We start from the raw sequence: 13,425 nt of genomic DNA, 5'->3' as shown, positions 1-13,425 counted from the left end.
GACAACCACCCCAGAAAGGGAACAGCAATGGCAAAGCAGACGATCTTCGGTCGCATCTCCTCGCTCGTCCGGGCGAACATCAACCAGATCATCGACGACGCCGAGGACCCGCAGAAGATGCTGGACCAGCTCGTGCGTGACTACACGAACAACATCGCCGACGCGAAGAGCGCCATCGCGCAGACCATCGGCAACCTCCGCCTCCTCGAGCAGGACAACGAGGAAGACGTCCGCGCCGCGCAGGAGTGGGGGCAGAAGGCCGCGAACGCCTCGACCGCCGCCGACAAGTACCGCGCCGAGGGCAAGCCCGCCGACGCCGACAAGTTCGACAACCTCGCCAAGATCGCGATCGGCAAGCAGATCGCCGCCGAGCAGGAAGTCAAGGACAACGCGACCCCGCTCGCCACCCAGAACGAGCAGGTCGAGAAGCTCAAGCAGGGCCTGGCGGGCATGGAGCAGAAGCTCGAAGAGCTGAAGTCCAAGCGCAACACCCTCGTCGCGCGTGCCAAGACCGCCGAAGCGCAGTCGAAGGTCAACGACGCGATCGGCAACATCGACATCACCGACCCGACGAGCGACCTCGCGCGCTTCGAGGAGAAGGTCCGTCGCGAAGAAGCGAAGGTCATCGGCCAGCAGGAACTGCAGTCGTCGAGCCTCGACGCGCAGTTCGAGTCGCTCGAGGACGTCGGCCGTGACGCCGAGGTCGAAGCACGGCTCGCGGCACTGAAGTCCGGCGGATCCTCGTCGCTCTGACGTCCTGACCCGTCGCGCACGGACGACGCCGGGCCCGGCCTGACAGGATGATGACATGCAGTTCCTCGTCGTCGGTCAGTGGCAGGGTTCGGCGTCGTCGCGCGCGATGCGCCTCGGCGACGGCGCCGCCGCGATAGCAGCCGACCTCCCCCGCACCGCCACCACCGTCATCGACGTCCCGACCGGTGCGGGCGACCGCCTCGAGACGGCCGTCGCCCGGTACACCTCGGTGCTCCAGGTCGCCGAGCGCGTCGCAGAAGAGGTCTCGATCGCCTCCGAGCCCGTGCTCGTCATCGGAGGCGACGGCGCGAGTGCCCTCGGCGGGAGCGTCGCCCTCGAACCCGGGACCGCCTTCGTCCGCATCTCCGGTTCCAGTGGGTACCGCCCGCTGAACCGCGCGCAGCCGATCGCCGCCGAGACCGCAGCGCTGCGGATCCTGGTGGACCGGCCGTCCGAGCTGTTCCCCGGGCTGCCGACCCTGGCCTCCCCCTCGGTGGTGCTCGCCGGCACCCGTGGCGTCGAGGACTCCGAGACCAACGCCGTGGAGCGCGCCGGCATCCGGCACCTCGACGTCGATGCCGCCACCCCCGACGCGATCGCCGCAGCGGTCGACGCCACCGGAGCCGACTCCGTCTACGTCCACGTCGACCTCGACGTCCTCGACCCGTCCGAGGTGGACGGGCTCCTCGAACCCGTCCCGTTCGGACTCGACGGCGCCGCACTCGTCGAACGCATCCAGGCAGCCACCCGTGGTCGCCGCCTGGTCGGGGCGGCGCTGACCGGCTTCGCCCCCGTCGACCCGGACCGCGCGGTCGACGACATGGGCGTGATCCTCCGCGCGGTGGGCGCACTCACGGCGGCCGCACGCGTCGGCTGACGCCGTCCATGCCCTTCCGCGTACGCTCGGCTCCATGACGGACTACGACCTCATCGTGATCGGTGCCGGCGCTGTCGGCGAGAACGTGGCGGACTACGCCAAGAAGCGCGGCCTCAGCGTCGCGATCGTGGAGGCCGAGCTCGTCGGCGGCGAGTGCTCCTACTGGGCGTGCATGCCCTCCAAGGCGTTGCTCCGCAGCGGACACGCCCTCGCCGCGGCGAAGCGGCTCGACGGCGCGAAGCAGGCCGTCACCGGCGACCTCGACGCCGCACGCGTCCTCGCCCGCCGCAACTCCTTCACCTCGGACTGGAAGGACGACGGCCAGGTGTCCTGGCTCGACTCCGCGAACATCGACCTGATCCGTGGACACGCCCGCATCACCGGCGAGAAGACCATCGAGGTCGACGGCACCACCTACACCGCCGCCGCCGCGATCGCCCTGGTCACCGGCTCCCTCCACATCCTCCCCGACGTGCCGGGCCTCGCCGACGCGAAGCCCTGGGGCACGCGTGAGGCCACCAGTGCGCAGCACGTCCCGGAGAGCCTCCTCGTCATCGGCGGCGGCGTGTCCGGCTCCGAGCTCGCGACCGCGTGGGCCTCGCTCGGGTCGAAGGTCACCCTCGTCGCACGACACGGACTCCTCGGCGGGATGGAACCCTTCGCCGGGGAACTCGTCGCCGACGCGATGCGCGAATCCGGCATCGACGTCCGCACCGGCGTGAACCCGACCCGCGTGGACCGGGACGAGCACGGACTCGTCACCACGACCCTCGACGACGGCACCACGGTGATCACCAGCGAGGTCCTCGCCGCGACCGGCCGCTCCGCGCACACCCGCGACCTCGGCCTCGAGTCCGTCGGCCTGACCGCCGGGGACTGGCTCGACGTCGACGACACGATGCTCGTCACCGGCACCGACTGGCTCTACGCCGTCGGCGACGTCAACCACCGTGTGCTCCTGACGCACCAGGGCAAGTACCAGGCGCGCGCCGCCGGTGAAGCGATCGCTGCCCGTCACCAGGGCATGCCGCTGCACACCGAGCCGTGGGGTGCGCACGTCGCGACCGCCGACCACGCAGCCGCACCACAGGTCACCTTCACCGACCCCGAGGTCGCCAGCATCGGCCTCACCGAAGCCAAGGCACGCCAGCAGGGCCTGAACATCCGCGTCGTCGAGTACGAACTCGGCAACGTCGCCGGCGCGTCACTGCAAGCCGACGGGTACACCGGCCGGGCGAACATGGTCGTCGACGAGGACCGCAAGGTCGTCGTCGGGATGACCTTCGTCGGACAGTACGTCGCGGAGATGCTCCACGCGGCCACCATCGCCGTCGTCGGCGAGGTCCCCATCGACCGCCTCTGGCACGCCGTCCCCGCCTACCCCACCATGAACGAGATCTGGCTCCGCCTCCTCGAGACCTACGGCCGCCCGGAGTAACGGGTGCGGAACCCGCTGCTCGACTCCCCCGTCTCCCGGGCCGGCTGGGGGTTCGCGACCCTCGTCGGGCTCGCGGTCGGGTTGCCGTTGTCGACAGGGCCGGTGCGGGTCGTCGACGGGCTGATCGTCTGCTCGGGCCTGCCGCGCTGGGTGTTCCGGCGCGGCGGGACCTGCGTCGGGTCGGTGTACCTGACGCGGGACAACGACGGCGAACGGGTGCTCCGGCACGAGCGCGTGCACGTCGCCCAGTGGCGGCGCTACGGCATGCTGATGCCGCTGCTGTACGCGCTCGCCGGGCGTGATCCCCTGCGCAACCACTTCGAGATCGAGGCGGGCCTGGAGGACGGCAACTACCGCTGACCGGTGCCCGCTCGTCTCGGTGCCCGCTCGGCCTCGGTGCCCGCCTCGCCTCGCCCTGAGCGGTGAGATCGCACTTCGTGTCTGACGCCCGCACCAGGACCCGACACGAAGTGCGATCTCAGCGGGCCGGCTCCGCACGAGGACCCGACACGAAGTGCGATCTCAGCGGGCCGGGTCCGGTGCGGGACCCGACACGAAGTGCGATCTCAGCGCGCGCGGCGCGGGACCACGAGGGGCGTGCCCGTCTCGGGGTCGGGGACGACCACGCACGGCAGGCCGAAGACGTCCTCGACGAGGTCGGCCGTCACCACCGACGCCGGCGGGCCGGACGCCACGATCGACCCCGAGCGCATCGCGATGACGTGGGTCGCGTACCGCGCCGCCTGGTTCAGGTCGTGCAGCACCGCGACGACGGTGCGCCCGGCCGCGTGCAGCGACGCGGCGAGCTCGAGCACGTCGTACTGGTGCGCGATGTCGAGGAACGTCGTGGGCTCGTCGAGCAGCACGATGTCGGTCTCCTGCGCGAGGACCATCGCGATCCAGACGCGCTGCCGCTGCCCGCCGGAGAGCTCGTCGACCCCGCGGTCGGCGAGGGAGAGCGTGTCCGTCTGCGTCAACGCGAGCTGCACGGCGGCCCGGTCGGATCCGGAGGTCGGGTGCAGCAGGTCCTGGTGCGGGAACCGTCCGCGCGACACGAGGTCCCGCACGGTGATCCCGTCCGGCGCGATCGGCGTCTGCGGCAGCATCGCCACCCGGCGTGCGACGGCCTTGGGGCGGAAGGAGGACATCGGCGCACCGTCGAGGTACACGGTCCCCGCGTTCGGCTTGAGCGTCCGCGCGAGGGACTTCAGGAGCGTCGACTTGCCGCACGCGTTCGGTCCGACGATGACGGTCAGCTCACCGTCCGGGATGTCCACGTCGAGCCCCTCGACGACCACGCGGTCGTCGTAGGCGAGGGTCAGTCCCCGGGCACCGAGCGCCGTGGTCGGCACTGCGACACCAGCGAGGCCCACGGTCAATTCTCGGCCTTGCCGTGCCGCCAGTAGCCCATGAACGCGACCTGCTTGCGGTCGAGCCCGACGCCGCGCACGAGGTGGCGGCGGAGCTCCTTGATGCACCCGGCCTCTCCCGCGATCCAGGCGTAGAGCTGCGAGTCGGTGACGGGCGGGATCTCCCAGAGGACCTGCTCGTCGACGTCGACGTCGGCCAGCTCGTCCGCCGACGAACACGGCGCGGCGCCCGCCACGGCGGTCGATGCCCACGCGTGCACCTGGTCGGTCATCCGGACCCCGTGCGACGCGCCGTTCCGGGCGATCCACCGCACCTCCACCCCGGCGGGCGCGGTGATCGGCAGCCGGTCGGCGTCGGTCGGGACCTCGATGAAGACGTGTCCGACGGTCGTGACGTCGAGCGACTCGAGGATCGCGCAGATGGCGGGCGCGGCGGTCTCGTCACCGGCGAGGAGGATCCGGTTCGCGGCGCCCGGGGCGAACTCGGCACCGCCGGCGGGCAGCTCGGCGGGCGAGGACGGCACGGCGGGTCCGACGATCCGGAGCTCGTCCCCCACGATGCAGGAGGAGACCCAGCGCGACGCGGGGCCGGTGTCGCCGTGGGCGACGAAGTCGATGTCGAGCTCGCGGGCGTCCGGGCGGAACGAGCGCACCGTGTACGTGCGGAGCGGGTTGCGCGTGGCATCGGGCAGCTCGCGCCACGCCGTGTACCAGTCGGCGCCGTCCGGCAGGTCGGTGAAGCCGTGGCCGGGGATCGGCAGCACGACCTTGATCCTCTGGTCGAGTCCGACCGCGGAGAAGGAGCCGAGCTCGTCGCCGGTCAGCGTCACCCGGACGAAGTTCGGGGTGAGGGACGTGACGGCTGCCACACGGACGGAGAAGACACGGAACCGGGCTGCCACGAGGACCAAGTATGGCATGCCTAACCTAAGGGTGGAAGGACAGCCCTGACGGCGGAAGGACTGCGCCGGGTGCGAGACTGGGCACCGTGCTCGATGCCGACGACGAATTCCGCGACCTGGCCGACCTCGCCCGCGCGAGCGGCGTGACGGCGCCGCTCCGAGCCTCCCGGCAGGAGATCCGGACCCAGCAGGGTGGCGACATCTCCGCGATCCGTTGGCAGGACCCGGCGGAACCCGGTCTGGAGGCTCGGGTCACCTACCTGCACGGGCTCGGCATCGACGCCCACAGTTTCGACGCGACGGCCCTGGCCGTCGGTCAGCCGGCGGTCGCCCTCGACCTGCCCGGCCACGGCCGGTCGGCGTGGCGGGACGACGCCGACTACGCGGCCGCAGCGACCGCGCCGGCCGTCCTCGCCGCACTCGACGCGCTCGAGGTCCCGCCGGGTGTCCTGGTCGGGCACTCCCTCGGCGCGATCCTGGCTGCCCGCATCGCCGCGACGGCACCCGAGCGCGTGACCGGCCTGGTGCTCGTCGACATGTCGCCCGACTTCGCCCAGCGTGCCGTGGACCGGATCGCGCGGGCGCTGGAGACCGAGGAGCCGTTCGCGTCCCTCGACGAGGTCGTCGACCGCGCGATCGAGGCCCGTGTCGGTGACGACCGCGCCGTGCTGCTGCGGGAGGCCCGGCACACCACGCGCCTCGGCGAGGACGGGAAGCTCGTCCGTCGCCACCACTTCCCGCACCTGCCCGCCGGCCGGACGTCCTCGGTGGGGCGGTTCGCGGACGCCTGGCCGGACCTGGAGGCGCTCGACGTCCCGATCCTGCTCGTCCGGGGCGACCGCGGGTACGTCTCCCCCAAGCTCGTCACGACCTTCGCCGAGCGGCTGCCGCACGCCGAGATCGTCACGGTCGAGGCGCGCCACGCGGTGCAGACCCAGGCGCCCCTCGCGCTGGCCACCGCGATCCGGGAATGGGCCGCTCGTAACGGTTTGTTGCACGGGATCGAACAAACCCCCGCGCGCCGGTAGATTCTTCCGAGCGCGCGCGACGACCGTCGCTCCACGTGCGCCGGAAGGAACCCACGACCCATGAGCTTCTCCCTCTCCCGCCGCCGTCGTACCGCGATGGTCGCGGCCGCGATGGCACTCGTCGCCGGCGTCACGCTCGCCGGGTGCTCGGGGTCCTCGGACACCACGACCGGTGGCGACGACGCCACCGCGCGGGTCGGCCTGGTCCTCGAGCCGACGAGCCTCGACATCCGCACGCAGTCGGGCGCGGCGCTCGACCAGGTCCTCATCGACAACGTCTACCAGGGCCTCGTCGGCCGGACCTCGACCGGCGACATCCGGAACGTCCTCGCCTCGTCGCACGACGTGTCGAGCGACGGCCTGACGTACACGTTCACGCTCCGGAAGGACACCACCTTCCAGGACGGCAAGCCGGTCACCGCCGCCGACGTCGTGTGGTCGCTCGAGCAGGTCAAGTCGAACGCGTCCTACGTCGACTCCGCCCGCCTGGCCGGGGTGTCCTCGATCACGTCGCCGTCGAGCGACACCGTCGTCCTCGAGCTCGCGAAGCCGGACTCCGACCTGCTCTGGAACCTCACCGGGCGCTCCGGCCTGGTGCTCGAGAAGGCTGCGAAGAACGACCTCTCCGACACCGCGAACGGCACCGGCCCGTACGAGGTCGCCTCGTGGAAGCAGGGCGACTCCCTGACGTTCAAGCGGAACGCCGACTACTGGGGCACGAAGGCGAAGGTCGCGAAGATCGTCTTCCGGTACATCACCCAGCCCTCGACGGCCGTGAACGCGATGGCGAACGGGGACCTCGACGTGCAGACCGCCGTCGACGGTACCCTGAAGAGCCAGCTGCAGGGCAACCCGGACATCTCGCTGCACTCCGGCAAGACGACGGACAAGTACACGCTCGCGTTCAACGACGCGAAGGCGCCGTTCACCGACAAGCGCGTCCGGCAGGCCATCCGCCAGGCGATCGACGCGAAGGCGCTCATCAAGGCCATCGGCGGTACCGGCGTCGAGCAGGGCGGCCCGATCCCGGCGCTCGACCCCGGGTACCAGGACCTGACCGACATCGACGCGTACGACCCCGCGAACGCGAAGAAGCTCCTCGCCGCAGCGGGCTCGCCGAAGCTGAACCTGACGCTCACGTACGCGAACGTCTACCCGACCACCATCGGGGACGTCCTGAAGTCCCAGCTCGCCGACGTCGGCATCACGCTCACCGTCAAGCGCGTCGACTTCGCCACGTGGCTGTCGCAGGTGTTCGAGAAGAAGGACTTCGACCTGTCGATGGTGAACCACGTCGAGGCACGTGACTTCGGCAACTGGGCGAACCCGGACTACTACTTCGGGTACGACAACGCCGAGGTGCAGGCCCTGTACGCGGACTCCGTCGCGACGACGTCGACCGAGACGAAGACCGAGGACCTGCGGAAGGCGGCGAAGATCGTCAGCGAGGACGCGGCCGGCGAGTGGCTGTACACGGCGACGTCGATCACGGCGGTCCGCAAGGGCGTGACGGGCTTCCCGTACGACGGCGGCAACTCGCGTCTGGACCTGTCGAAGCTGGCGATCAAGTAGCCCGGGTCCGGCACCCAACTACGATCGTCCTGTGACCCGGTTCCTCATCGGGCGACTGCTGCTGCTCGTCGTCGGCCTGCTCGTGGCGAGCATCATCATCTTCGCCACGCTCCGTGTGCTGCCCGGCGACGTCGCGCAGATCGTCGCGGGCACCCAGGCGACGCCGGCGCAGGTCGAGCAGCTCCGGCAGCAGCTGGGCCTCGACCGACCCGCGATCGTGCAGTACCTCGACTGGATCGGCGGCGTGTTCCGCGGTGACCTCGGTCGCTCCCTCGTCACGAACGGCGCGGTCGCCCCGGAGATCACGCAGAAGCTCGGCGTCACGCTGCCCCTCGCCGGGATGTCCCTGGCGGCGGCGCTCGTCCTCGGCGTGCCGCTCGGCGTCCTCGCCGCGGTGCTCCGACGTCGTGCCGGCGGGGCGGTCATCGCGTTCGTCGCGCAGGCCGTCGCGTCCGTGCCGATCGTGTGGGCCGGCATGCTCATGGTCGCGCTGTTCGCCGTCACGCTGCACTGGCTGCCGACGCAGGGCTTCCCGCTCGACGGCTGGTCCGAACCCGGTCGGGCGTTCTCCTCGCTCGTCCTCCCCGCGCTGACGATCGGTGCGGTGGAGGGCGCGGTGATCCTCCGCTTCACCCGATCGGCGACGCTGTCGGTGCTCGACGCGGACCACCTCCGGACCGCGGCGGCGATCGGGCTCACCCGCACGCAGGCGCTCCTCCGGCACGGACTCGGCTCGGTCGCGCTGACGGTCCTCGCGGTCCTCGGCGTGCAGATCGCCGGGCTCCTCGTCGGGGCCGTCGTCGTCGAGCAGCTGTTCTCGCTGCCCGGCGTCGGCCGGATGCTCGTCACCGACGTCGGACGCCGCGACATCACGAAGGTGCAGTCGGAGCTCCTCGTGCTCACCGGGCTCGTGCTGCTCGTCGGCTTCGCGGTCGACGTGGTGCACCGAACGCTCGACCCCCGGCAGCGGGAGGCAGCGTGATGACCGGAGCCAGCATCCGCCGACTCGTCGCCCGCCCGACCGGGGCCTTCGCCGTGGTCGTCCTCGGCCTGCTCGTGGTCCTGGCCGTGGTGTCGCTGTTCTGGACGCCCCAGGACCCGTTCCGCACCGACCCGTTCCACCAGTGGGACCCGCCGAGCGCCGCGCACTGGTTCGGCACGGACGGCATCGGCCGGGACATCGCCAGCTACCTGCTCGCCGGCACGCGGACCACGCTCGTCGTGGCGATCGGCGCCGGGCTGATCGCGAGCGTCGTGGGGATCGTGCTCACCGCGATCGGGTCGCTCACCGCCCGCTGGGTCCGCGAGGGCACGGCTGTCCTCCTCGACATCCTGGTGGCGTTCCCCACGCTCCTGACGGCGATGCTCCTCACCGCGGTCTTCGGCGGCTCGCTCGGGGTCGTGATCGTGGCGGTCGGGCTGAGCTTCGGCGTGACGATCGCCCGGGTCGCCCGCGGCGAGATCCGCCGCATCGCGCGGAGCGACTACGTCACGGCGGCGCGGGCCTCCGGCGTCGGACCGGGCGGGGTGCTGTTCCGGCACCTCATCCCGAACGCGGCCCCGATCTTCACCGTGCAGCTCTCCCTCGCGATGGCGACCGCGGTCCTCGCGGAGGCCGGGCTGTCCTACCTCGGCTACGGCGCCGGGTCGGGCACCGCGTCCTGGGGCAGCCTGCTCGCCGACCTGCAGACGTACATCGGCGTGCACCCGTGGAGCGCGACCTGGCCGGGAGCGGCGATCGCCCTCGTCGTCGCGGCGCTCTCGCTCCTGGGGGACGCCGTCCGCGACGCGTCCGACCCGCGGCTGACGTCCGGCGACCGCGCGAGCGGCACCGCCCGCGCCGACACCGCCACCCGCACCGACGCGAGCTCCGCCGAGACCGGGGTGACCGCATGACGAGCAGCGACGCGACGAGCAACGACGCGGCCGGCAGCACGACCGCAGCCGGCGGACTCGAGGTGCGTGGCCTGTCGGTCCGCATCACGGGGCGGACGGTGCTCGACGACGTGAGCTTCACCGTGCCTCCAGGCCGTCGTGTCGGCGTGATCGGCGCGTCCGGATCCGGGAAGTCGATGACCGCACTGGCCCTGATGGGGTTGGAGCCGACCGGCGCGGACGTGACGGGCAGCATCCGCCTGGACGGGACGGAGCTCGTCGGGATGCCCGACCGGTCGCGCGCCGCGTTCCGTGGCGCCCGGATGGGCATGGTCTTCCAGGAGCCCGGCACCGCACTCGACCCGCTGCGCCGCGTCGGGAAGCAGATCGCCGAACCGCTCCGGTTGCACCGCGGACTCGACCGCCGGGGTGCCGATGCGGCCGCCCTCGACCTCGCCCGCGCGGTCGGTCTGCCCGACCCGACGTCGCTGCTCCGGCAGTACCCGCACCAGCTCTCCGGCGGGCAGCGGCAGCGGATCTGCATCGCGATGGCGATGGCCGGGCAGCCGGGGCTGATCATCGCGGACGAGCCCACCACGGCGCTCGACGTCACCACCGAGGCGCGGATCCTCGACCTGCTCGCCGGCCTCGACGTCTCCATCCTGTTCGTGACGCACGACCTCGCGGTCCTCGCGCGGATCGCCGACACCGTCGTCGTGCTCGACGCCGGGCGCGTCGTCGAGAGCGGCAGCGTCGCCGACCTGCTCGCCGCGCCGCAACACGCCGCGACACGCGCGCTCGTCGACGCGGCGCGCGCCACCGCCAGGAGGCTCCCGTGAACGCCCTCGTCGGCACCGGCCTGCACCGCACCTACCGGCTCCCCCGCCGTGGACCGTTCGAACCCGGGCCGATCCGCACCGCCGTCGACGGCGTCGACCTCACGGTCGCCACCGGGCAGCGACTCGGGATCGTCGGGGAGTCCGGATCCGGCAAGTCGACGCTGGTGCGGCTCCTCGCCGGTCTGGAGGCTCCTTCCGCCGGCAGCGTGTCCGCCGACGGTCGACCGGTGGTCGCGTCCGGGTCCGCGGCCGCGATGCGCTGGTTCCGGCGCGAGACCGGGGTGGTGTTCCAGGACCCGTACGCCTCGCTCGACCCACGGATGCGCGTCGGGTCGATCGTCGCCGAGCCGCTCCGAGCCCTGCGGATCCCGGGGTCGCACCGGTCGCTGGTCGCGTCGGCGTTGGCGCGCGTGGACCTGCCCGCCGACGCCGTGGACCGGTACCCGCACGAGTTCTCCGGCGGGCAGCGGCAGCGCATCGCGATCGCGCGGGCCGTCGTGCACGGGCCGCGGATCCTGTTCGGGGACGAGCCGATGAGCGCCCTCGACGTGGTGGTGCGGGCGCGGGTGATCGCGCTGCTGGAGTCCCTCGCGGAGTCGCTCGGGTTGACGATGGTGCTCGTGTCGCACGACATCGGCGTGGTGCAGCGGCTGTGCGACACCGTCGCGGTGATGTCCGCCGGTCGCATCGTGGAGCACGGGCCGGTGTCCCTGCTCGACGCGCCGGCGCACCCGGTGACGCGGGCGCTGGTGGCGGCGGCGCCGACGCTGCCGTAGGCGCGCGGGGGGGGCGCGGGCGCGCGGGGCGCGGGCGCGGGCGGCGACAGAAGCGTTCCGACACCGCGGGCGTCGATCGACTGCCGCCGTGTCGAATCATGCGGACGGATCCGGTGCGTGTGCATGGTCCGACACCACGGGCGTCGATCGACCGCCGCCGTATCGAATCATGCGGACGAATCCGGCGCGTGTGCATGTTCCGACATCGCGGGCGTCGATCGTCTGCCGCCGTGTCGGAGGTCGCGACCACGTGCCGGCCTGGAGGCTCGGTGCCAGGCCGCCACGAGCCTCCAGGCCGGTGGGTGGTGGGCCGCAGGGCACGTTCGTTGCGTCCGCAACCGACGACAACTGCGTTGTCGTACGACAGCGAGGCTGTCGTCGGCGGGCGCTTGCAATGGTTGTCGACGCGGGGGAACGACGAGGTCGCTGTCGTACGACAGCGACGTCGTCGTTGCGAGTCCGCCCCGCCGCGCCGCCCGCCCGCCCCACCCGCGCCGCCGCCCCGCCGGGCGCCGCCGCCCCGCCGCGCGGCCGCGCTCACCACCCCGGCGGGTGCCTCCGCTGCCAGCGCAGCCGCCGCTCGAGCTGCGCTCCGAGCGCCAGCAGCGTCCGCTCCCCGCCCGGCCGCCCGATCAGCTGCACGCCCATCGGCAGCCCGCCGCCGTCCGGGTGGTCCGCCGCAGTGACCCCGACGGGCAGCGTGATCGCGGGGAGCCCCGCGACGTTCGCCATCGAGGTCCATGGCGAGTACGCGCACTGGCGGCGGAAGTCCTCCGACGGGTCGTCCCCGTACCAGCCGAGCGGCCGCGGGGTGAGCGCCAGCGTCGGCGTGATGACCGCATCGAACCGGCCGAACGCGCTGATCAGCGTTGTCGAGAACGTGTCGAGCGCCGTCATCGCGGCGAGCACCTGGGTCCCGGTGAGCGCCTGCCCGCGGGCGACGAGCCAGGACACGAGCGGCGTGAGGGCGGTGAGGTCGATCCCCGGCACGGACGGCAGCTGCGCCGCGGAGCTCTCCCACGCGACCCGGAACGCCGAGGCGTAGGGCGTGCGGGGCATCGCGACGTCCTCGATCCCGTGCCCGAGCTCGGAGAGCACCCGCACCGCGGTGTCGACCGCGTCACGGGCTGCCGGGTCGACGACGACGTCGACGGTGTCGTCCCACGGGGACCCGTCGAGCACCCCGAGGACGAAGCGCCCCTCGCCACGGACGGCCGCAGCGGTGAACGGCCCGTCGCCGACGTCGGGGGTCACGAGCGCGTACGGCACGGGTTCGTCGAGACCGGTCGGCGCGACCAGCGCGTCGAGGTACATCCCGGCATCCGCCACGGTCCGCGTCAGCGGCCCGGCGACCGACAGCCCGCCGACCCCCGACCGCCCGGGCATGGACGGCACCCGCCCGCGGCTCGGCTTCAGCCCGACCAGGCCGGTCGCTGCCGCCGGGATCCGCACCGATCCCCCGCCGTCGGACCCGACCGCTGCCGGCAGCAGTCCGGCGGCCACCGCGACGGCCGCACCGCTCGAAGAGCCGCCCGGCGCACGGGTGGTGTCGTACGGGTTCCGCGTGACACCGCGGCGGGTCTCCGACGAGGACGACAGCCCGAACTCGGGGCTCGCGGTCTTCCCGAGGCTCACCGCGCCAGCCGCGGCGAGCGCCGCCACCAGCGGGTGGTCGGCGGTCGCGGGCCGCTCCGGCAGCGAGACGGTCCCGGATCCGGTGGGCACGCCGGCCCGGTCGTACAGGTCCTTGTCACCGGACGGGAGGCCCCACAGCGGTCTGGACGTCGGCACCAGGTGGCCGAGACGGTCGGCTCGTTCGCGTGCGTCGTCGGCTGTGACCGTCACGAAGGCACCGAGTTCCGGGTCGAGCCGTTCGATGCGGGCGAGGAAGTGCTCGGTCGCTTCGCGGGCCGTGGTGTCGCCGCGGCGGATCCAGTCCCAGAGTTCCTGCGCGGAGAGGTGGTGGAGTTCGAACACGGTTCCCGAGCCTAGTTA

General features: G+C 72.4%; 13 protein-coding genes. 10 read left to right on the top strand and 3 right to left on the bottom strand.

Annotated features, from left to right (window positions below):
• The first annotated feature begins 27 nt into the window (after positions 1 to 27).
• The 4 genes from EDF24_RS16150 to EDF24_RS16135 are packed head-to-tail and all read left to right on the top strand — an operon-like array spanning position 28 to position 3,428.
• A complete protein-coding gene (locus EDF24_RS16150; protein ID WP_123653624.1) occupies positions 28 to 753 on the top strand; it encodes a PspA/IM30 family protein in 726 nt (241 codons plus the stop codon).
• Positions 754 to 808: 55 nt separating this feature from the next.
• Positions 809 to 1,630: an arginase family protein gene (locus tag EDF24_RS16145; protein ID WP_123704220.1), complete on the top strand. Its 822-nt coding sequence runs from the start codon at positions 809 to 811 to the stop codon at positions 1,628 to 1,630.
• A gap of 34 nt (positions 1,631 to 1,664) precedes the next feature.
• Complete coding sequence (locus EDF24_RS16140; protein WP_123704218.1) at positions 1,665 to 3,068, top strand: NAD(P)/FAD-dependent oxidoreductase; 1,404 nt, start codon at positions 1,665 to 1,667, stop codon at positions 3,066 to 3,068.
• A gap of 3 nt (positions 3,069 to 3,071) precedes the next feature.
• On the top strand, positions 3,072 to 3,428 hold the full coding sequence (locus tag EDF24_RS16135; protein WP_123704216.1) for a Fe-S oxidoreductase: 357 nt from the start codon (positions 3,072 to 3,074) through the stop codon (positions 3,426 to 3,428).
• A 206-nt stretch (positions 3,429 to 3,634) separates the two neighbouring features.
• Here EDF24_RS16135 and EDF24_RS16130 read toward each other — a convergent pair whose 3' ends face one another.
• The gene (locus tag EDF24_RS16130) at positions 3,635 to 4,441 is read right to left on the bottom strand and encodes an ABC transporter ATP-binding protein (protein ID WP_221181390.1); all 807 of its coding nucleotides are present in this window, start codon (positions 4,439 to 4,441) and stop codon (positions 3,635 to 3,637) included.
• A gap of 2 nt (positions 4,442 to 4,443) precedes the next feature.
• Positions 4,444 to 5,358, bottom strand: coding sequence for a siderophore-interacting protein (locus EDF24_RS16125; RefSeq protein ID WP_123653629.1), 915 nt, complete (start codon positions 5,356 to 5,358; stop codon positions 4,444 to 4,446).
• 68 nt (positions 5,359 to 5,426) lie between these two features.
• Between EDF24_RS16125 and EDF24_RS16120 the strand changes: the two genes are divergently transcribed.
• Genes EDF24_RS16120 through EDF24_RS16095 form a run of 6 tightly spaced genes read left to right on the top strand, consistent with a single transcriptional unit; the run spans position 5,427 to position 11,430 of the window.
• Positions 5,427 to 6,368 (top strand): alpha/beta fold hydrolase, encoded by a 942-nt coding sequence (locus tag EDF24_RS16120; protein ID WP_185017099.1) that lies wholly within the window; start codon positions 5,427 to 5,429, stop codon positions 6,366 to 6,368.
• Between the two features lie 60 nt (positions 6,369 to 6,428).
• Complete coding sequence (locus EDF24_RS16115; RefSeq protein ID WP_123704212.1) at positions 6,429 to 7,940, top strand: ABC transporter substrate-binding protein; 1,512 nt, start codon at positions 6,429 to 6,431, stop codon at positions 7,938 to 7,940.
• A 31-nt stretch (positions 7,941 to 7,971) separates the two neighbouring features.
• Entirely contained in the window at positions 7,972 to 8,922 is a 951-nt protein-coding gene (locus EDF24_RS16110) for an ABC transporter permease (protein WP_123704210.1), read from the top strand.
• The gene (locus EDF24_RS16105) at positions 8,922 to 9,836 is read left to right on the top strand and encodes an ABC transporter permease (RefSeq protein WP_260233475.1); all 915 of its coding nucleotides are present in this window, start codon (positions 8,922 to 8,924) and stop codon (positions 9,834 to 9,836) included. The genes EDF24_RS16110 and EDF24_RS16105 overlap by 1 nt, the downstream gene beginning before the upstream one ends.
• Entirely contained in the window at positions 9,833 to 10,654 is an 822-nt protein-coding gene (locus tag EDF24_RS16100; RefSeq protein ID WP_123704208.1) for an ABC transporter ATP-binding protein, read from the top strand. Before EDF24_RS16105 ends, EDF24_RS16100 begins: the two co-directional genes overlap by 4 nt.
• The gene (locus EDF24_RS16095) at positions 10,651 to 11,430 is read left to right on the top strand and encodes an ABC transporter ATP-binding protein (RefSeq protein WP_123704206.1); all 780 of its coding nucleotides are present in this window, start codon (positions 10,651 to 10,653) and stop codon (positions 11,428 to 11,430) included. The genes EDF24_RS16100 and EDF24_RS16095 overlap by 4 nt, the downstream gene beginning before the upstream one ends.
• Before the next feature lie 537 nt (positions 11,431 to 11,967).
• Here the strand turns inward: EDF24_RS16095 and EDF24_RS16090 are convergent.
• A complete protein-coding gene (locus tag EDF24_RS16090; protein ID WP_123704204.1) occupies positions 11,968 to 13,407 on the bottom strand; it encodes an amidase in 1,440 nt (479 codons plus the stop codon).
• Positions 13,408 to 13,425: the final 18 nt, after the last annotated feature.

This window comes from Curtobacterium sp. PhB130 (assembly GCF_003755165.1).
Lineage (GTDB): Bacteria > Actinomycetota > Actinomycetes > Actinomycetales > Microbacteriaceae > Curtobacterium.
This window is presented reverse-complemented; position numbering and strand designations above follow the sequence as displayed.

Coding starts and splice junctions, on each gene's coding strand:
- EDF24_RS16105 (WP_260233475.1), top strand. CDS start 8,922: ATGACCGGAGCCAGCATCCGCCGACTCGTCGCCCGCCCGACCGGGGCC.
- EDF24_RS16140 (WP_123704218.1), top strand. CDS start 1,665: ATGACGGACTACGACCTCATCGTGATCGGTGCCGGCGCTGTCGGCGAG.
- EDF24_RS16145 (WP_123704220.1), top strand. CDS start 809: ATGCAGTTCCTCGTCGTCGGTCAGTGGCAGGGTTCGGCGTCGTCGCGC.
- EDF24_RS16150 (WP_123653624.1), top strand. CDS start 28: ATGGCAAAGCAGACGATCTTCGGTCGCATCTCCTCGCTCGTCCGGGCG.
- EDF24_RS16115 (WP_123704212.1), top strand. CDS start 6,429: ATGAGCTTCTCCCTCTCCCGCCGCCGTCGTACCGCGATGGTCGCGGCC.
- EDF24_RS16100 (WP_123704208.1), top strand. CDS start 9,833: ATGACGAGCAGCGACGCGACGAGCAACGACGCGGCCGGCAGCACGACC.
- EDF24_RS16125 (WP_123653629.1), bottom strand. CDS start 5,358: ATGCCATACTTGGTCCTCGTGGCAGCCCGGTTCCGTGTCTTCTCCGTC.